This is a genomic window from Candidatus Baltobacteraceae bacterium (assembly GCA_035502855.1).
In the GTDB taxonomy this organism is placed as follows: domain Bacteria; phylum Vulcanimicrobiota; class Vulcanimicrobiia; order Vulcanimicrobiales; family Vulcanimicrobiaceae; genus Aquilonibacter.
In genome coordinates, this window is the sequence record DATJTX010000023.1 from 38,463 (window position 1) to 57,328 (window position 18,866).

The 18,866-nt window shown below is 64.1% G+C and carries 17 protein-coding genes; 3 read left to right on the plus strand and 14 right to left on the minus strand.

Annotated features, from left to right (window positions below; translation table 11 throughout):
- Positions 1–17: 17 nt before the first annotated feature.
- The 4 genes from VMF11_08530 to ndk all read right to left on the minus strand — a co-directional run bounded on the left by VMF11_08530 (position 18) and on the right by ndk (position 3,605).
- Positions 18–581: a hypothetical protein gene (locus VMF11_08530; protein HTU70356.1), complete on the minus strand. Its 564-nt coding sequence runs from the start codon at positions 579–581 to the stop codon at positions 18–20.
- Between the two features lie 75 nt (positions 582–656).
- Entirely contained in the window at positions 657–1,838 is a 1,182-nt protein-coding gene (locus tag VMF11_08535) for a DUF2252 domain-containing protein (GenBank protein ID HTU70357.1), read from the minus strand.
- Positions 1,835–3,142: a phosphopyruvate hydratase gene (gene eno, locus VMF11_08540; GenBank protein HTU70358.1), complete on the minus strand. Its 1,308-nt coding sequence runs from the start codon at positions 3,140–3,142 to the stop codon at positions 1,835–1,837. Before eno ends, VMF11_08535 begins: the two co-directional genes overlap by 4 nt.
- A gap of 7 nt (positions 3,143–3,149) precedes the next feature.
- On the minus strand, positions 3,150–3,605 hold the full coding sequence (ndk, locus tag VMF11_08545; protein ID HTU70359.1) for a nucleoside-diphosphate kinase: 456 nt from the start codon (positions 3,603–3,605) through the stop codon (positions 3,150–3,152).
- A 38-nt stretch (positions 3,606–3,643) separates the two neighbouring features.
- Between ndk and VMF11_08550 the strand changes: the two genes are divergently transcribed.
- Positions 3,644–4,423: a biotin--[acetyl-CoA-carboxylase] ligase gene (locus VMF11_08550; protein ID HTU70360.1), complete on the plus strand. Its 780-nt coding sequence runs from the start codon at positions 3,644–3,646 to the stop codon at positions 4,421–4,423.
- 7 nt (positions 4,424–4,430) lie between these two features.
- Here the strand turns inward: VMF11_08550 and VMF11_08555 are convergent, their stop codons facing one another.
- The 6 genes from VMF11_08555 to VMF11_08580 form a co-directional block, all read right to left on the minus strand.
- Positions 4,431–5,951 carry a hypothetical protein gene (locus tag VMF11_08555; protein ID HTU70361.1) on the minus strand — a complete coding sequence of 507 codons (1,521 nt, stop codon included), beginning with the start codon at positions 5,949–5,951 and terminating at the stop codon, positions 4,431–4,433.
- Positions 5,952–5,960: 9 nt separating this feature from the next.
- A complete protein-coding gene (locus tag VMF11_08560) occupies positions 5,961–6,176 on the minus strand; it encodes a putative Se/S carrier-like protein (protein HTU70362.1) in 216 nt (71 codons plus the stop codon).
- An 11-nt stretch (positions 6,177–6,187) separates the two neighbouring features.
- Positions 6,188–7,519 carry a cache domain-containing protein gene (locus tag VMF11_08565; GenBank protein HTU70363.1) on the minus strand — a complete coding sequence of 444 codons (1,332 nt, stop codon included), beginning with the start codon at positions 7,517–7,519 and terminating at the stop codon, positions 6,188–6,190.
- Positions 7,520–7,521: 2 nt separating this feature from the next.
- A complete protein-coding gene (locus VMF11_08570) occupies positions 7,522–9,204 on the minus strand; it encodes a methyl-accepting chemotaxis protein (GenBank protein ID HTU70364.1) in 1,683 nt (560 codons plus the stop codon).
- A gap of 70 nt (positions 9,205–9,274) precedes the next feature.
- On the minus strand, positions 9,275–10,549 hold the full coding sequence (locus VMF11_08575) for a cache domain-containing protein (GenBank protein ID HTU70365.1): 1,275 nt from the start codon (positions 10,547–10,549) through the stop codon (positions 9,275–9,277).
- A 103-nt stretch (positions 10,550–10,652) separates the two neighbouring features.
- Positions 10,653–11,195 (minus strand): archaemetzincin family Zn-dependent metalloprotease, encoded by a 543-nt coding sequence (locus tag VMF11_08580; GenBank protein HTU70366.1) that lies wholly within the window; start codon positions 11,193–11,195, stop codon positions 10,653–10,655.
- Positions 11,196–11,252: 57 nt separating this feature from the next.
- Between VMF11_08580 and VMF11_08585 the strand changes: the two genes are divergently transcribed.
- Together VMF11_08585 and VMF11_08590 are read left to right on the plus strand one after the other, a co-directional pair.
- The gene (locus VMF11_08585) at positions 11,253–11,615 is read left to right on the plus strand and encodes a holo-ACP synthase (protein ID HTU70367.1); all 363 of its coding nucleotides are present in this window, start codon (positions 11,253–11,255) and stop codon (positions 11,613–11,615) included.
- Complete coding sequence (locus tag VMF11_08590; protein HTU70368.1) at positions 11,612–13,135, plus strand: NAD(P)H-hydrate dehydratase; 1,524 nt, start codon at positions 11,612–11,614, stop codon at positions 13,133–13,135. Before VMF11_08585 ends, VMF11_08590 begins: the two co-directional genes overlap by 4 nt.
- Here VMF11_08590 and VMF11_08595 read toward each other — a convergent pair.
- The 4 genes from VMF11_08595 to uvrA are packed head-to-tail and all read right to left on the minus strand — an operon-like array spanning position 13,121 to position 18,866.
- Positions 13,121–13,528 carry a hypothetical protein gene (locus VMF11_08595; GenBank protein HTU70369.1) on the minus strand — a complete coding sequence of 136 codons (408 nt, stop codon included), beginning with the start codon at positions 13,526–13,528 and terminating at the stop codon, positions 13,121–13,123. The two genes, VMF11_08590 and VMF11_08595, sit on opposite strands and share 15 nt — an antisense overlap.
- A gap of 36 nt (positions 13,529–13,564) precedes the next feature.
- Positions 13,565–15,562 (minus strand): NAD-dependent DNA ligase LigA, encoded by a 1,998-nt coding sequence (gene ligA / locus VMF11_08600; protein ID HTU70370.1) that lies wholly within the window; start codon positions 15,560–15,562, stop codon positions 13,565–13,567.
- Entirely contained in the window at positions 15,562–15,906 is a 345-nt protein-coding gene (locus VMF11_08605) for a VOC family protein (protein HTU70371.1), read from the minus strand. The genes ligA and VMF11_08605 overlap by 1 nt, the downstream gene beginning before the upstream one ends.
- Positions 15,907–15,911: 5 nt before the next feature.
- Positions 15,912–18,866 (minus strand): excinuclease ABC subunit UvrA, encoded by a 2,955-nt coding sequence (uvrA, locus tag VMF11_08610; protein HTU70372.1) that lies wholly within the window; start codon positions 18,864–18,866, stop codon positions 15,912–15,914.

Here is an 18,866-nt window from a genome sequence, read left to right on the forward strand (position 1 = left end):
TCCCGCGTCAGGGCGGCTCAAGCCGATTTCACGGCAGTAACCCGAACGGTCGTGGTCCAGGTTTGGCCCTTGTCCGCGGAGAGCTGAACCGTCGTCGTTTGTTTGTCGGGTGTGAGAAAGACAAACGTCGTCCGGACGACCAGCGTCTTCCCGTTGTCGGGAGCGTTGCGCAAGGTGATCCACGTGTTTCCGTTCTGCGTCAATCTTTCCGAAGAGACCGGCCTATCCTTATGGACTTGGACGAGCGTGTATGTCTTGGCCGACGGACTGTAGCTCATCACGGCTAGATCGTCGTGCGGCGGGTTATCCGAAAAGTAATCGCATATGACGTAGCCCTTATTCGCGGTCCACGTGCAATCGGCAACGCCCGTATCTGGATGAGCATTGCTGTATTTCGTTTGGTAGATCTGACCGCTGAAGTTCCAGCGGCCCGACCAGATTCCGAGCTTCGTCGACGGATCGGAAGCGGGTGAAGGGTTCGCTGCGCCGGCCCCTATCAGGGCCGCAAACGCCAAGGTTGAGAGCACGGTGAACGTCGAGCGCATGATTGCCTCCGTGTCGCGCAAGGTTGCTCGTATCATAGCGTAACACGTACATCGAGCGTGACCCGATATCGGTAACATGCCGGGCGAGGCCATGGTTCTGGCACCGTACGCTTATGAAAACGTTCGGCAGAATTCTTCGTAGTCGCGTTCCACTTGCGCGGCATAGGCGCGCGCAAAGCCGACCATCCCCTCTTCGAAAGCGTCGCCCCGGCCCAGGTACGCGGCGATAGCCTGAGGATCTCCGGTGCGGGCATGGGCGCGCGCGAGTACGGTTCCGCAGCGCCGCGCAAAGTCGATGAGTTGCTCCGCGTCGATGTTCTCGAGATCGAGCGACGCCTTTCCGTCGCGCAACTGACGGACGTAGAAATCGTGACCATTTTCGCTGGTCCACCCAACGAAGAGATCGGTCGCAGCCTGCATCAACCGCTGACCGGCGATCACCCGCTCGCCGTGATTATCGTACACCGAGCGGCGCAGGTAGGGCTCGAGCACCGACGCCTGCGCCTCTTTGATCTGGAGGTAGAGCGCTTCGCCCTCGCGCGCTTCGAGATGTGCGACCATCGTCAACAGCCCGACGCTCCCCACGCCCACGGGATGTTCGAACAGCTCGACCGCATGATAGCGTTCGAGCAGCATTCGCACGTGCGGCTGAAGCGACTGATGATAGATCGCCAGCATGCTGTGCGCGAGTTCGACGTGCTCGGGCGTGGGATTGACGTGCTCGGCCGTGCGCGGCGGGGTGAGCTCCTCGGCCAGCTCTCCGCGTACGTCGACGCGCGAATACCAGATCTCTAGCGGGGATCGCGTCGCGAGCTTCGCCATGTAGCGGCGGTAGCCGCGCGCCGCCGCGTACGCGGCCTCATCGCCCGCGTGTTTTCCAAAGGAACGAATCGCCGCGACGAGCGGTGCGCTCGCGCACAACCGCAGCACGTCCCACTCCCACGGGCCCGGCAGTGTCTCGTCGAAATCGTCGACGTCGAAAATCAGGTTGCGCTCGGGCGTTGCATAGCCGCCGAAGTTTTGAAAGTGCGCGTCGCCGCACAACTGCACGCGCAGGCCGGTCACCGGACGCCCGGCAAGATCCGCCGCCATCAGCGCCGCACCACCGCGATAAAATCCAAACACGTCGGCGCGCATGCGCTCGTGCCGAAGCGCGAGGAGCGCAGGAATGCGCCCGCGCTCCGTTTCGTGCAGCAGTTCGACCGGATCGCGCCTGTCGGGAGCCGGCTTCCACTGCGCGAAGGCGCCGCGCGGAACGTGCTTGCGCAGCGCCTTCGCTTCACCGGCGGTCATCTGCGAAAGACCGAACGCCCCGCGTAGCGCGCCGCGGCGCCGAGTTGCTCCTCGATCGCCATCAGGCGATTGTATTTCGCGATGCGGTCGCTCCGCGAGAGCGACCCGGTCTTGATTTGGCCAACACTCGACCCAACCGCGATGTCCGCGATCGTGGTATCCTCGGTCTCGCCGGACCGATGGGAGATGACACAGGTGTAACCGGCCTTGTGCGCCATCTCGATTGCGTCGAACGTTTCCGAAAGGGTGCCGATCTGATTGACCTTGATCAGAATCGAATTCGCCACGCCCTCGGCGATGCCGCGCGAGAGAAACTCCGTGTTGGTCACGAAAATGTCGTCGCCCACCAATTGGATCTTCGAGCCGAGTGCCTCGGTGAGCGTATGCCAGCCGCTCCAGTCGTCTTCGGCCAGGCCGTCTTCGATCGACACGATCGGATAGCGCGCGCAAAGCTCCGTATATAGCTTGACCATCTCGCTCGCGCTCAAGCCGTGCTGTTTGTCGTGGGCGTAATACTTGCCGTCTTTGTAGAACTCACTCGATGCCGGATCGAGCGCAATCGCGACGTCGGTTCCCGGTTTGTAGTGCGCGCGTTCGATCGCGAGCACGAGCAGCTGCAGCGCATCGTCGATCGAATCGAGCGGCGGTGCATAGCCGCCTTCATCGCCCACCAGCGTCGGCAGCCCGCGCTCGTGCAAGAGTCCGCCCAGCGTGTGGAAGACTTCGGCGCCGTAGCGGACGGCTTCGGCGAACGTCGGCGCACCGAGCGGCACGATCATGCATTCCTGAAACTGCAGCGCGCCATCGGCATGCTTCCCGCCGTTGATCACGTTCATTTGCGGAACCGGAAGCGTCGCCGCGGTGGGGCCGCCCAGATAGCGGAAGAGCGGCAGCGAGAGACTGGAAGCGGCCGCGCGCGCAACCGCGAGCGAACATCCGACCAACGCGTTCGCACCGTAGTTCGATTTGTTCGTCGTTCCGTCCAATTCGATCAGCCGCTCGTCGATTTCGCGCTGCGCGGTCGCGTCGAGGCCTTCGAGCGCGGGCCCGAGCGTCTCGTTGACGGCGGCGACCGCGCGGCGGACGCCCTTACCGTTGTAGCGCTTGGGATCGCCGTCGCGTAATTCGGCCGCTTCGTTGGCACCGGTCGACACGCCCGAGGGCACGAGCGCTTCCTCCACCGAGCCGAAGCTGGTGGCGACGCTCACCGCGACCGTTGGATTGCTGCGCGAGTCGAGCACTTCACGCGCGTGAACGCCTTCGATCAGCGGCCGCCCGCCGCCGCGGAGCAATTCGATCGTCATCGTTCACTCACTCCTTGATCCAGCGTTCGAGATCGTGCTTACGCGAGACGTGCTCGTTGGGGGCAAAGAAAATCTTCAGTTCCCGTTCGGCCGCGCCTTTGCTGTCGCTGCCGTGCACGAGGTTACGGCCGATCGTTTGTGCCAGATCGCCGCGAATCGATCCCGGCGCTGCGGTAACCGGATTGGTGGCGCCGATCAATTGGCGGCACGCTTCGATCGCGTTCTCGCCCTCGACCGCCATTGCCACCAGCGGAGCACTGGTGATAAAGCTCACCAGGTCGCCGAAGAACGGTTTGTCCTTGTGCTCCGCGTAGTGCTCCCGCGCTTTGTCGCCCGGAAGCTGCATGAGCTTCATCGCAATGATGATGTATCCGCGGCGCTCGATGCGCGAGATGATTTCGCCGACGAGTCCGCGCGAAACGGCGTCGGGTTTACAGAGGATCAGCGTTGTTTCTAATGCCATAGCAGGCCCCGAATACGTCGCAGGCGCAAGCTCCACCTATGGAGGCGGCCGAACATCCGTACGAGCGCGTCGAGCGCGAATTGCGTGGGACCGCCTTTGCACGTATCCGCTACCTGCGCCGTACCGGGAGCACGAACGAAGATGCCGCCGCGCTGCTCGGCGATTCCGGCGCGTTCGGAACGTCCGTCGTCGCCGAAGAACAGACGCACGGCGCGGGCCGCAAGGGCCGCAGCTGGATCGCATCGCCGGGCAGCTCGCTGCTCGTTACCACGATCTTGCCCCGCTCGATCCCCGCATCGCACCTTTGGGTCGTTCCCTTCGGCGTCGCAATCTGCGTGCGCCGCGCGCTGCACGTGAGTGGAATTCCCAGCGACCTGCACTGGCCCAACGATCTGCTCACCGGCGGGAAGAAGATCGCCGGTATCCTCTGCGTTTCGCGCATCGCCGGTGACGAGGCGTGGGTTGGCGCCGGCGTCGGCATCAACGTTCATCGCCCGGCGGATGCCGATGCCTCGATCGCGCCCCCGCCGGCCTTCTGCGACGACGTCAACCCGAACGTCGATCGCGCTACGCTCCTGCGCGATGTTCTGCTGAACTACGAAGTGTGGAGCGACCAGCTCGAGATGCCGCAGCGCATCGCCCGCGTCTGGGAACGCTGGGCCGGGCTGCCAAAGCGCTATTCGATTCTCAAAGACGGCGAAACCGAACCGATCGACGTCACCGCTCTCGGTCTCTCGAATAACGGCGGACTCATCGTCCAGCATGACGACGGTCGTCGAGAAACCATTTCGCTCGCCGACGCGCGCGCTTTGCGTTAAACAAGGGCTATTGCCCGAGCGTCTGATCGAAGAAGCGGTCGAGATCGCCGTGGAATTTCGCGAGCGATGGGACATGCAAGTAGACCATGTGGCCCGATTCGTAGTACCCGAACTGCACGTGCGAGCGCAGCGCCGGTTCAAGCCCGAGATGCGAGAACGTCCATTCGGCGGCGCCGAAGGGCGTGGCCATGTCGAAGTAGCCCGCGCCGACGAAGACGCGCAGATTCTGATTCTGGGTCATCGCCTGCTGAAGGTCCGAACTCGTGGTCGGTGCGATCCACGGGAAGGTTCCCTTGCGGGTGTAGTCCCACTGTTGATTGATGTCGCCGTCGCACTCTGTGTACGTCTCGTCGCTCTTCCAGCCCAGCTCGTCGCGCACGTACGAGAGAAATGCCGCCTGGAATCCGGGATCGGTGGCGGCGTCGGCCGGATCGTAGGTCGCCGAATCGTTGAGCGGGTCGATGTCGTACCCGACGTAGCGCGCATCGAGCCGCCCGGTCAGTTGACCGCTTTCGTGCAGCAGCTCCTTCTCGTAGCGCCACGGCAGCACGCGCAGATCGGCTTGCTCGATGTAGTGCGTGCTCAGGCCGATGAGGTGTGAAAGCTGCGCCGCGATCTGCGTGAACTGCCCGTGCGAGAGGCGATCGCCTTGCATGAGCGCCGAAGCATACGGCCCGTTCGCGAACGCGCGCGCCTGATCGACGACGCTCTGCAGCGTGCCCCTGTTCGGCGATTTCGAATGATACCAGTTCACCGCCGCTTCGGTGGGAAGGTAGGTGATGAAAGCGAGGTCGTTACCCGGGCCCGGCATGATCGTGTCGAAATCGAGCACCGACGAGAGCAAGATCACGCCGTTGAACGCCATCGAATCGTTGCTCTGCAGATAGTTGACGAGCACCGCCGAGCGCGGCGTTCCGTAGCTTTCGCCGAGTAAAAACTTCGGTGAGTTCCAGCGGCCGTTGCGCGTCACATATTGGTAGATAAAGGCGCCGAACGCCGCCGCATCCTGATCGATGCCATAGACCGTCTTCGGATCGACCTTCGGCATCAAGCGGCTATAGCCGGTACCGGGCGCGTCGATGTACACCAGATCCGACTTATCGAGCAGGCTGTACTCGTTGTTCACCAGATGATACGGCGGCCCGATGTTGTGCCCGGCGTTGGGAAACTCCACCCGGCGCGGGCCGAGCGCGCCCATGTCGAGCGGAACGCTGGCGCAACCCGGGCCGCCGTTGTAGAGAAAGGTTACCGGACGCCGATTCGGATCGGCGCCGTCTTCGGTGTAGGCGATGTAGAAGACGCGGGCTTCGGGCGCACCTTTGTCGGTCTTGATCAGAATCGTTCCCGCGGTCGCCGTGTACGCGATCGTGCGGCCGCCGATCGTGACGTCGTGGTGCGTCGATACCGTCTCCGAGCGCGGAACGTGCGCCGACGGAGAGGGTGTGGCCGGCGCGTCAGCCGCCTGTGCGACCGACGAGACAGCGAAAAGCGCGCCGACCAGAGCGGCGAGAACATGTCGTGCTTGCATATCTTCCGTTTATTTAACGACGCCGCCCAACAAAACGCCTGCACCCGAAAGCGCGGACTTCGCCTGCACCTCCACGCCGCCGTCGATCGAGAGGCAAAGATTCGAAGGAGTGTTGACGCTGGGCGGTTTCGGAATCATCTTGGCCGAGATCCCCGCATCCTTGAGCGCCTTGGTGGCAATCATCGTATCGGCATTGCTGCCGAAAAACAAAATCAAGTCCGCCATGACCTTGGAACCTAGCCCGCCTCTCCGGTTACGAGTTGTGTTAGCGCGGCCGCGACCTCGTTCAGCTCCGAGACGCGATTTGCGGCCTGTTGCATGCGGCTGCTCATCTCTTGCGAAAGCGTATCGATCACGGTAACGTCGCTCTCGATCTCCTGATTGACCGCTTTCAGCTCCCCGAGCTTCGGTGACGGATTTCCTTCGGCTGCCATTTCATCGATCAATGCACCGGCGCGTTCGACCGCGGCCTTCGTCATCGCAACGTGGTCGCCCGAAACCTCGCTGCCGACGATCACCACGCCGAGCTCCTTGGCGGCGCGCCGAACCTGCTTGCTGCGCTGATCGAGCGTATTCGAGAGCACTTGCACGACCAGCACGCCGAAAATGATCGCGATGATCATCGCGATCACGCCCCATAAGATGAGCGTGGTCGTGGTGTGATTGATGATACCGGTCAGGTTCGCCAGCGGCGTCCCGTACCAGCGCGCGCCGAGCACGTGCTGCTGATCGTCGACGATCGGATCGATGCGCACGAGATACTGCGTGCCGCCCTCGGTATCGACCCCAACGTACGGCTGGCCGCTCGCGACCACATTGGCCGCGGGGGCGACCTGCTGATCGACCGTGCGGGTCCCATCCGGCTCTTGGATCGTGCTCGAGATGATCGCATCGCCTTCCAGAATCGCCGATGCGCCGCCGAGCGCCGCCGTCGTCTGATCGACCAAATCGTAGAAGTGGTTGAGCAGAACGCCGCCGTACACCACGCCGATCGTGCGCTCGTTCTCGTCGCTGATCGGCGCCGCGGCAATGATCGCCAGGCCCTTGTCGATCTGCTCCGCGGTGCCTTTCCCGTCGCTCGAGCGAATGCTGGCCTGCGCCTGCGGCGCCAGACCTTCGCCCGCCAAGACGCTCGGTCCGAGGATGGTCGCCGTGCTCACGGTTTCGCCGGTCAGCGCGCGCTGAACGAGCGGATCGTTCTTGAGCGAGCCCGGTTGCGCACCGTTTGCGCGCGCAATCACATTTCCGTTCACGTCCGTGACGGTGAGAAATGAGAGTCCCGAGGTACGCGCCGCGTTGGCGAGTTGATCGGTCAGCGAACCGACGTTATGCGATTGAACGCTCTTGCGCAGCGTGTCGCTTACCGCGTCTTGTGCGACAAGCAGACGAATCTGGTCCTTACGCGAGTCCCAATAGCCTTGGAACGCGCCCGATCCATTCGTCACCTGCGTCTTCCCGAGCGCGGTAAGGTCGCGCTGCAGCACGACACGCGACGCGATCACGCTCACCAAGAAAAAGAAGACGATCGTCGCGACGATCGTACCTAGGAGGCGTACCCGTAGACTCATCCTCATGCCGTTACCCCCTCCGTGCCGGACTCGCTCACTTTATATTGGGCAAGACGCGAATCGATCTTCCCGGCGAGATCGTTCATTTGGTCGACCGACTCCATCATGCGTTGTGCCGCATCGGTAACTTCCTTGTTGACGTAGGTCAGCACTTCCACCGACGACGCGTTCTGCTGCGAAATCGACGAGATGTCGGAGAACGCCTTGCTGACGTCGTCCGATTGGCGCGTCATCGATTGGGTCGCCTTCAGGTTCAGCGAAACCGACTTCGTGATCTCTTCGATCTGCCGGATCACCTGATACGAGTTTGCGCTCATCGCGCGCGTCACCGAACTGATCTCGCTGATCTGCTGGTTGGCGGTGAGAACGGCCGAGACGATCTCTTGCAGTGCTCCCGAAGCCGAATTCGTGCTGCCCGTGCTCTCCTCGACGCGCTCGGTCAACCGTTCCATCGCGCCGACGACTTCCGAGATCACCGCCTGCGTCGAGGTGATGTGCCCGGCGATTTCTTTTGTTGCCTGCACGCTGCCGTCGGCGAGTTTGCGAATCTCGCTCGCGACGACGGCGAACCCGCGGCCATGCTCGCCGGCGCGCGCAGCTTCGATCGCGGCATTGAGCGCGAGCAAATTCGTCTGCTCGGCGATCCGGTCGATGACTTTGACGATGTCGCCGATCTGCTCCGAATTGTTGCCGAGCTGACTGATGTCTTCGCCCAGGTCGCTGATGGTCGTGCGAATCGTGTGCATGCCGTCGATGATCGTACCGATCGCGGTGCCGCCGCGTTCGGCCGTGCGCGAGGTTTCGGTCGAGATGCTCGAAAGCGAATCGACCTGCGCGGCGACCTCTTCGATCGAGCTTGCCATGTTGGAAACGGCGAGCGCCGTCTCGTCGAGGCTGCGCGTCTGTTCCTCTGCCGCCGCGGCAATCGTGGTGATCGCCTCGGTCAGAACGCCCACCTTCGAGGTCGCTTCCTCGACGATGCGCGACTGCTCCTGAATCCCCTCATCGAGTTGACCTTGTGCGACCGACGCGCCTTCGATGACGGCAAGCGCGGTCGAAGCGGTGGTCCGCAGTTCGGTTCCGGCTTCGCCCAAGTTGCCCGCGTTGGCGTGCAGCTGGCGCAAGAACTCGCGCATCCCGAAAATCAGCTTGTTGAGCGCGATCGCGAGATCTTGGAGCGCGGCGTCGCTCACCGCGATGTTCTTGGTGAAGTCGCCCTGTGAAACTTCGCGAATGCCGGCGGCGAGCGCCGCCAGGCTGCCGGAGGACGAACTGCCGTTGGTCTCACCGCGCGGAAGCGCCACGCGGGTGGTCGCGCGGAATGCCAACTGGCCGGGAGCCGTCTCGCTCGACCCGTCAGGCGGTTCGATCTCGCCGTAGAAGAGGGCGCTGACGACGACGCCCGGGATCAGTACGAAGAGCGCGCTCACCAGCGGATCGCCGCCGCCGTGCTGCTGGCGCGAGGTGTAATCGGCGACGGCCGCCAGCAATGAGAGCGGCAAGCCGGCCCAGAATCCGGCTGCGGCCGCGACGAGCGCGACGATGACGATGAGCGGGGCTTCGATCGGGAAGGAGGACCCGAACCAGGCAACCAGCCCACACGCCACGACGCCAAGAAGTGCCGAGACTACACGGGCGGGCAGACTCATCTGCGCCCGGAGACCGGCAAGGTAGCCAGAGATCACGACTCCCCCTTCCGGGTGGCGAATCGACGGATACTAAGGATTGACGGTCGAAAACGCCGTGACCTTTAGGCTAATTTCTGCTCGGCCGCGCGCCGGCAACGAGTTCGTCCAGCGCCCGAGCAACCTCGCTGAGCCGCTCCACCCGGGCGGCGGCATCGCGCATGCGGGCCGCAAGCTCCGCGGTCAGCGTGTCGATGACCACGACGTCGTCGACGGCTCGATGTGCGAGGTCGCGCAGCTGCGTGATCCGCGCCCCGTCGCCCGCTTCGGCCACGACGATCGAACGAATCTCCTCCAGGGTGGCGCGCGTCTTGACCACGTGATCGCCTGAGACTTCGCCGCCGACCACCAACACCTTGAGCTCTTGGGCCGACTCGTTGACCTCTTCGCTGCGCCGGATGATCGCACGCCCGATGCGCGAGGCCGAATACATCCCGGCGATCAGCGCGAAGACCAGACCGATCGCACCCCACAGCACGATTTGTCCCAGCGTGTGGTTGACCACCGCATCGAACTGGGCGAACGGGATCCCGAACCAGTATGCGCCGATGACGCTGCCGTCGTACGAAGCGAGCGGCGCGATCATCACGTAGTAATCGACACCGTCGATCTTCTGTTCCCCGGTGAAATCGTTGCGGTTCGCGACCGCGTTGGCGTTCGGAACGGTCAGCCCGACTTCTTTGACGCCTTCTTTCGTCGCGATCGAGGTCGCGACGAGCGACCCGTTGACCGCGATGCCGGCCTGACCGCCGGTGAGATGACTCACGTCATCGACGAACTTCGTCGTCGAATCGAGAACGGTGCCGCCGTAGAGCGTGCCGAGAACCACGCCGTTGAGGTTCACCGGCGAGGCGGTGACGATCGCTAAGGCCGGCGCGTTCGCCGACACACCGAGCGCGATCAGCTCGGGGCCGTCGAGCAGCTTGGGGCCGCCGATCAAAAAATTGCCGAGCGCGCTCTTCACGACGCCGTCGCCGGCAAGCGAACCGGCGGCCGGGCGATTTCCGGCGAGCACTTTCCCCTTGGCATCGGTGACCACGACGAACGATAGCCCGCCCGAGATCGCGGTATCGTTGACGATCGATTGCAACGCATTCACGTCGCGTTCGGCAAGCGCCCGCGCGAGCGAGGGTTGCGCGGCTGCCTGGAGCATCAGCGTGCGCGTTTGCTCGACCCGTGAGGCCACCGCACTCGAGAGCGCGTTCGACCCCGCCTCGACGCTTTGCGAGGCCAGCGCCTTGACGTCGTTGCGCAATCCGAAGTTCACACCGACGAGCAGCAAGACGAACGCGAGAACCATGACGATTACGAGCATCGCGATCAGACGCGCGCGAAGACCCACCACCCAAGCACCTCATATGCGAACTTCTAACTCAGGACACAAGAAGCGTAGTGGTGCGACGTGAAGGCGCCGATAAGCCGGCGTTATCGCAACCTTAACGGAACGTTCAGCGTTCGTTACGCGCCCGCGAGATGCGTTTGTCGCAGGCCTCGCAAAAATGCGACATCTTATTGTCGGTTTCGAAGATGGAATTCGAATAATACATCGCGCAGCGCGCGTTGTAACAGTGGCGCAGTCCGAACGCGTGGCCGAGCTCATGCACGCATTCCTTGAGCGTGCGTTGGAAGAGCACGTTGGGGTCGGGTTCTTCGCCGTAGTACTCCGAGCGCAGCCGGTGCAGCGATACGGCGGCAACACCCTGTGCCTCGTCGGCGTCGCCGTAGATAAAGCGATGGGACGTCTTGTAGAGATCGTACTCCGTCAGCGCGAGGTACGTGCCGGCGCCGTCGGGATTGGCACGGCGCACGCGAGCGACGAGGGTCGAGAGAAACAACTGCGCGCGTGTCGCGTTGAGCGAACTGCGCGGCACCGCGAGCGCTCGCTCGATCTGCACGGTCGAAAGAAACCGCTCTTCCAAACACGGGGCCAGCCGGTCGAGAAAAAGGCCATCCATGGCGTTGATCGGGACGATGCGGATACGCGACTCCATTTTCACCCGGCGCTTCGACCAAAAGGTGCGCGCCTCCCGGCTGCGAAGGGCGTCCTGATGATCGTCGGCATCGGCATCGATCTCGCGGAGGTCGAACGTTATCGCTTCGACGAGCGCGAACTCGCGTGGTTCGCGCGCAAAGTCTATACGGAAGAAGAGATGGCGTACGCGATGCGCAAGCGCCACTGGCCCGAGCGTCTGGCCGGATTCTTTGCCGCGAAGGAAGCCGCGCGTAAAGCGTTCGGACACGCGATACCCTGGCGGCTCGTCGGCGTTTCGCACGAGCGCAGCGGAAAACCGGTGGTGCGCTTTTACGGCGATGCGGAGCGGCTTCCCGCGGCGCGCTCCCTCACTCGGGTTCATCTGACCATCACGCACTCGGTCACGACGGCAGCGGCGGTCGTCATCCTCGAATCGTGATCGAGGTTCTCACGCCCAGCGAGATGCGCGACGCGGACGCGCAAGCGACCGCGGCCGTCGGCGCGCCCGTGCTCATGCGGGCAGCCGGAGCGCACGTCGCCGCCTACATTCGCGGCGTGGCGGCGAATGGACGTATCGTCGCGTTCGCGGGTCCCGGCAACAACGGCGGCGACGCCTATGCGGCGCTCGCGCAGCTCGACGGCGGTTACGAGCGCATCGTCTACGGCCCGCACGAGATCGCCGGATCGCCGGCGCGCGCCGAAGCGATCGAAGCGGCGCGAACGGCCGGCGTCGTCCTGCGTCCGTTACCGGAAACCGACGCCGCCGCGCGGGCGGCGCTCGAGAGCTGCGCCTGCGCAATCGACGCGCTCTTCGGAACCGGCGCGCGTCTGCCGCTGGAATCGCGCTACCTTGCGCCCGTGCGCGCGCTCGACGCCCGCGAACGGCGCGTGATCGCGCTCGACATTCCGAGCGGCGTCGACGCACTCACCGGTGCCGTTCCGGGCGAAGCCGTGCGCGCCGCCGCGACGATCACGCTGGCCGCGATGAAACCCGGGCTGCTCTTCGAACCGGCACGCGCGTATTGCGGCGAACTCTGGGTCGCCGACATCGGTATCGACGCCTCGACGCTGCGCGCGCACGCAAAGACCTTTGCCGCGCTCGATGACGCCGCATTTCTCGAGCTGCTTCCAAAACGCGCCCGCGACGCCGACAAACGCAGCGCCGGCGCGCCGCTGATCATCGCCGGCTCAGCGCAGTTTCCCGGTGCGGCCGTGCTCTGCGCGCGCGCCGCCGCGCGCGCAGGCGCCGGCTACGTGACGGTCGCAAGCACCCCGCAAGCCGCGCCGGCGCTGCACGCGCACCTGACCGAGCAGGTCGTGGTGACGTTTGCGAAAGAGCCGGTCGAAGCGGCGCGCGACGATCTGCTCGATACCGCCAAGCGCAACAGCGCGGCCGGCATCGGACCCGGGCTTGCGCTCGACGATGCAACCGGAGCGATCGTGCGCGGTTTCGCGGAGCGCTGCGAGCTGCCGATGGTCATCGATGCGAGCGCGCTCTTTCATTTTTCCAAAGCGCTCGAACTTCTTCGCGGCAAACGCTGCGTGCTCACACCTCATGAGGGAGAGTTCGCGCGCCTATCCGGTTTGGGAACGATCGCGCCCGGAACGCGCGTGCAGCGGCTGCGCGAATTCACGGCGCGCACCGGCATTACCACGCTGCTGAAGGGGCCGGCGACGCTGATCGACGACGGCAACGTCACGCATATCAATCCGACCGGGACCAGTGCACTCGCCACCGCGGGAACGGGCGACGTGCTGACCGGCATCATCGCAACGCTGCTCGCGCAAGGGCTCTCACCGGTCGACGCAGCCCGCGCCGGCGCGTACTGGCACGGCTTGGCGGCCCGGCGCTGCGCGGCGCAGCGGCCGGTCGGCGTGATTGCCGGCGACTTACCCGAAGCGCTCGCGGGAGCGCTTCCGCCGCGCGTTCCGCCCTCGAGTCTGTTACGCTACGCTTGAGAGCGCGCTCAACAAGCGCTCTTCGATGCGGATCCGCTTGAGCAGATTGCTCACCAGCGTCTCGAGTTCGTCGCGGAACGCTTGGGTGAGAAACATGTGACGATCTGCTCGCCGCCAGCGTGCCGAAAACACCTCGAACTGCTGCGGAAAATGTTCTTGTTCGTCGATGACGCGTTCGGCGATTCGACGAACGGAATCGCTGGGATGCCGAAGCAGCAACCGGTAACCGACCGCAAGGTCGATGCTCAGATGCGCTTCCAAGTCATCGGTAAAGCGGCGAAACGCCGTGGTAACGGTCTGGCCGTCGTGCTCGTCGAGCGCGCGAAAAAGGCACGCCGCACCTTCGTGTAGCTGCGCGTGCCGTTGCGAAATTTCCGATCTTGTTGCGACCATGGTACTCCACCCCCGCACTGACAGGTCGTAAGCAGGCTACTCCTCCAATGCTGCCCGCAACCCCTCCTCGTCGATGACGGCAATTCCCAACTCGCGGGCCTTCGCCAGCTTGCTTCCGGCTTCGTCCCCGGCGACCACGTAATCGGTCCGCTTGCTGACCGACCCGGTGACCTTGCCGCCCCGTGATTCTATCAACGCCGTCGCGGCCTCGCGTGTGAGCGTCGGCAGCGTCCCGGTCAAGACGAACGTCTTTCCGGCGAGCGAGCCGGTCGCGGCCGGGCGCCGTGCGCCCTCCATCACCACCCCCGCGGCACGCAAGCGTTCGATCATCGCCCGGTTGGCGGGCTGCTCGAAGAAGAGCCGCACGCTGGCAGCGACTTCGGGTCCGATCCCCGGCGCCCGCTGCAAATCCGCCTCGCCGGCCTGCGCGAGCGCGTCGATCGAACCGAAGGTTCCGGCGAGAATCGCGGCCGTCTGCTCGCCCACGAACCGGATGCCCAGGCCCGTGAGCACGCGCGCGAGCCCGCGTGATTTCGAGCCGCCGACGGCTGCGAGCAATTTGGCGATGCTCTTCTCGCCCATCCGCGGGACCGATTCGAGTGCGGCCGTATCGAGCGCATAGATGTCGGCGATGTCGTGTACCAGACCCAGTGAGGTCAATTGCTCGGCCAGCACGTCGCCCAATCCTTCGATGTCCATCGCGCCGCGCGACGCGAAGTGGCGGACGCGTTCGTAGACTTGGGCAGGACAGGCGGCGTTGGTGCAGCGCGACATCGCCTCGCCCGGCGGACGATCGACCGCGCTGCCGCAGACCGGACAGGTATCGGGCATTTCGAAACGCCGTTCTTGGCCCGTGCGTTCGGCCGGAATCGGCGCGACGACGCGCGGGATGACGTCGCCCGCGCGCATCACGATCACCCGATCGCCGATGCGAATGTCGTTGCTCGCGATGTACTCGGCGTTGTGCAGCGTCGCGCTTTTGACGGTGACCCCGCCGATCTGCACCGGCTCGAGCACCGCATTCGGATTGAGGGTTCCGGTGCGGCCGACGGTGATCGTGATACCGAGCAACTTCGTTCGCGCCTCGCGCGGTTTGAACTTGAACGCGATCGCCCAGCGCGGATCGCGTGAGACCGCGCCGAGCCGCTCCTGCAACGCGAGATCGTCGACTTTGACGACGACCCCGTCGATCTCGTAGTCGAGGCTGTCGCGATCGCGCTCCCAGCGGCGGCAGAACGCGATCACCTCCTCCACGTCGGCGACGCTCTCGATGTGATCGTTGACGCTGAAACCCGCCGCGCGCAGGTATGCCAGCGCCTCGCTCTGTGTTTTCAGCGCCGGCCCGTGCGCGACCGCGTAGGCGAAGAACGAGAGACGGCGCTGCGCGGTCAGCTTCGGATCGAGTTGACGCACGCCGCCCGACGCCGCGTTGCGCGGATTCGCGAAGACCGGTTGTCCCGCGCGCTCGCGCCGCGCGTTGAGCTTCTCGAAATCGCTCTTCTTGAGGTAGACCTCGCCGCGAACCTCGAGAAAGCCCTTCGAGCGGCTCGGGGTGGACGGGAAGAGGCGCAGCGGGATGCTCGCGACCGTGCGCAGGTTGGCGGTGACGTCTTCGCCGGTCCGCCCGTCGCCGCGCGTTCCGCCGCGCGCAAGCACACCGTCGCGATAATCCAGCGCGATCGCAAGACCGTCGATCTTCAGCTCGCAGACGTACGAAACCGGCTCACCGGCGAGCTTGCGCACGCGTTCGTCGAACGCGCGTAATTCGTTTTCGTCGAACGCGTTGGCCAGGCTCAGCATCGGCGCCGAATGTTCGAACGGAGCAAAGCGCTCCGAGGGTGCTGCGCCGACCCGCTGCGTCGGCGAATCCGGCGTGCGCAGCTCGGGATGCGCGCTCTCGATCTCGATCAGCTCGCGCAGCAAGCCGTCGTATTCGGCGTCGCTGATCGCCGGATCGTCGAGGATGTAGTAACGCTCGTTGGCGTCCTCGATCTGCGCGCGCAACTCCTCCGCGCGCTTGCGGAGGGAGGGCACTAATTCTTGGATCCGATTTGGATCGGATAGCCGTCGGGATCGCTGATCACCGAGATGCGCATGCCCTCTTCGTCGTAAGGATATTGGAGCACGGGCACGTTGAGCGCGCTGCAGTCGGCGACGAACTTATCGACGCTCTCGACCGTAAAGCCGAGTTGGAGCGACCCCGGCCGCACGGCGAGGAGATCGCTGCGCTGATGCAGCCCGAATTTGACGCCGTTCGCCAGTGCAAACTCGATCCAATAGGGCGAGCGGTCGACGAGAACCCGCAGCCCCATGACGTTCCGATAAAAGTCGCGCGAGCGCGCGAGGTCGTTGCAAACCAGCATCACCACCGAGAACACGAAAGCTACGCTTCGACGGCGACGCGGTCACCCTTCGCCAGCTCGCCGAGCGCCTGCATGTTTTCCCGTTCCAACCGCTCGAGCGCGATGCTGTCGGGCCGGTGATGGCCGACGGCGCGCTGGTCTTCGAGCACCGGAATGAGATACGCGCCCGTATACGAGGCCGGATTGGCGGCCAATTCCTCGGGCGTCCCCGTGCCGACGACCGTCCCGCCGCGATCACCGCCCTCGGGCCCGAGATCGATCAGATAGTCCGCGGTCTTGATAACATCGAGATTGTGCTCGATCACGAGCACGGTATTCCCCGTTTGCACCAGGCGCTGCAGCACTTCGAGCAGTTTGTGGATGTCCGCAAAGTGCAGCCCGGTCGTGGGCTCGTCGAGCACGTAGAACGTGCGCCCGGTCGAGCGCCGCGAGAGTTCGGTCGCGAGCTTCACCCGCTGCGCCTCGCCGCCCGAGAGGGTCGTGGCCGGCTGCCCCATTTTGATGTAACCCAAGCCGACCTCGCAGATGGTCTTGAGCTTGTTGTGGATCCGCGGAATGCTCGCAAAGAGTTCGGAGGCTTCGTCGACGCGCATCTCGAGCACGTCGGCGATCGTCTTGCCCTTGTACTTTACTTCGAGCGTCTGCGCATTGTAGCGTTTGCCCTTGCACACCTCGCACGGCACGTAGACGTCGGGGAGGAAGTGCATCTCGATCTTGATGATGCCGTCGCCCTCGCACGATTCGCACCGTCCGCCCTTCACGTTGAACGAGAAGCGCCCCGGCGAATAGCCGCGTATCTTCGCTTCCGGCACCATCGAGAAGAGTTCGCGAATGTGATCGAACGCGCCGGTATACGTGGCCGGATTCGAGCGCGGCGTGCGGCCGATCGGTGACTGGTCGATGACGACCAGCTTGTCGAGCTGCTGCGCGCCTTTGACCGTACCGTAGGTTCCGCCGGCCGGCTGGTCGTGCAGGTGCTGGTTGAGCGCGCGCACGAGCACCGCGTTGACCAGCGTCGACTTTCCGCTGCCGCTCACGCCGGTTACGGCTGCCAACACGCCGATCGGAAAGCGCACGTCGACCCCTTGCAAATTATTTGCGGCGGCCTTGCGCACGTCGAGCCAGCCGCGCGGCGTACGCCGGATCTTCGGGATCGGAATGAATTTGCGGCCAGAGAGATAGGCACCGGTCTCGGAGAGGGGATTGGCCAGGATCGCCTCGAGCGTCCCGGCGGTGAGAATCTCGCCGCCTTCGGCGCCCGCACCGGGACCGATATCGACGATCACGTCGGCGGTGCGCATCGTGTCCTCGTCGTGTTCGATCACGATCAGCGTGTTGCCGAGATCGCGCAGCGTCTTGAGCGTCGCGAGGAGCCGGTCGTTGTCGCGCTGATGCAAGCCGATCGACGGTTCGTCGAGAATGTAGAGCACGCCGACCAGCGCGCTGCCGATCTGCGTCGCCAAACGGATGCGCTGCGACTCGCCGCCCGAGAGCGTCGTGGCCGAGCGCGCCAGCGTAAGATAGTTCAATCCGACGTTGGTCAAGAACCCGAGCCGTGCGCGAATCTCCTTGACGATCTGGTGCGCGATCTGCTCCTGTCGCGGCGTCAACTCGAGCGCGCGGAAAAACGCTTCGGCGTTCTCGATCGACATCCGGGTCACTTCGTCGATGTTCTTGCCGCCGACCGTCACCGCCAGCGCTTCCGGCTTCAACCGGGCGCCGTGACAGACCGGGCAGATCGAGGCCGACATGTACTTCTCGATCTCTTCCTTGACGTACTCGCTCGAGGTTTCGCTGTAACGCCGCTGCAGGTTGTTGATCACGCCTTCGAACGAGGAGCGGTATTCCCACGTCTTCCCGGCACGCGAAGTATACGCGAAGTCCTGTTCTTTGTCGGTGCCGTAGAGAATGACGTCGAGTACCTCGTCCGAGAGGTCCTCGACCGGCGTCGACGTCTTGACCCGGTACTTGCGCAGCACGCGTTCGAGCTGCTGCATGTAATACGGGTTCATCGACGGGAAGCGCCCGCTGCCCATGTTCTTGCTCCACGGGAGAATCGCGCCGCCGGCGATCGATTTCGTGCGATCCGGAATCACTTTCCACGGATCGATCTCGATCTTCTCGCCCAGACCGCTGCATGCCGGGCACGCACCGTACGGCGAATTGAACGAGAACAGACGCGGCGCGAGCTCTTCGAACGAGAGCCCGCAGTAGACGCAGGCGAACGCCTCGCTGAACGTAAGCTCGCGCTCGTCCATGAGGATCGTGACGATGCCGCTCGAGAGCCGCAGCGTCGTCTCGATCGAGTCGGTCAAACGTTTGCGAATCTCGGGCTTGATCACCAGACGATCGACCACGACCTCGATCGTGTGCTTGCGCTTCTTGTCGAGGACGATCTTCTCGCGCAGTTCCTTGATCTCGCCGTCCACGCGCACGCGGGCGAAGCCTTCTTTGGCGATCTCCTCGAAGAGCTTGGCGTACTCGCCTTTGCGACCGCGCACCAACGGCGCAAGCACTTGAATGCGCGCGCCCTCGGGCAGCTCCATGATCGAATCGACGATCTGCTCGCTGGATTGCGAGCTGATCTCCCGGCCGCAGTTGTAGCAATGCGGCGTGCCGACGCGCGCGTAGAGCAGACGCAGGTAATCGTAGACTTCGGTAACCGTGCCGACCGTCGAGCGCGGATTGCGCGAGGTCGACTTCTGATCGATCGAAATCGCGGGAGAGAGCCCCTCGATGTAATCGACGTCGGGCTTCTCCATCTGACCCAAGAATTGCCGTGCATACGACGAGAGCGACTCGACGTAGCGCCGTTGACCCTCGGCGTAGATCGTGTCGAAGGCAAGCGAGGATTTGCCCGAGCCCGAGAGGCCGGTCACGACGATGAGCGCGTTGCGCGGCAGCGTGAGATCGACGTTCTTTAAGTTGTGCTCGCGCGCGCCCTTAATAACGATGGAGTCGAGACCGGAGGCCAT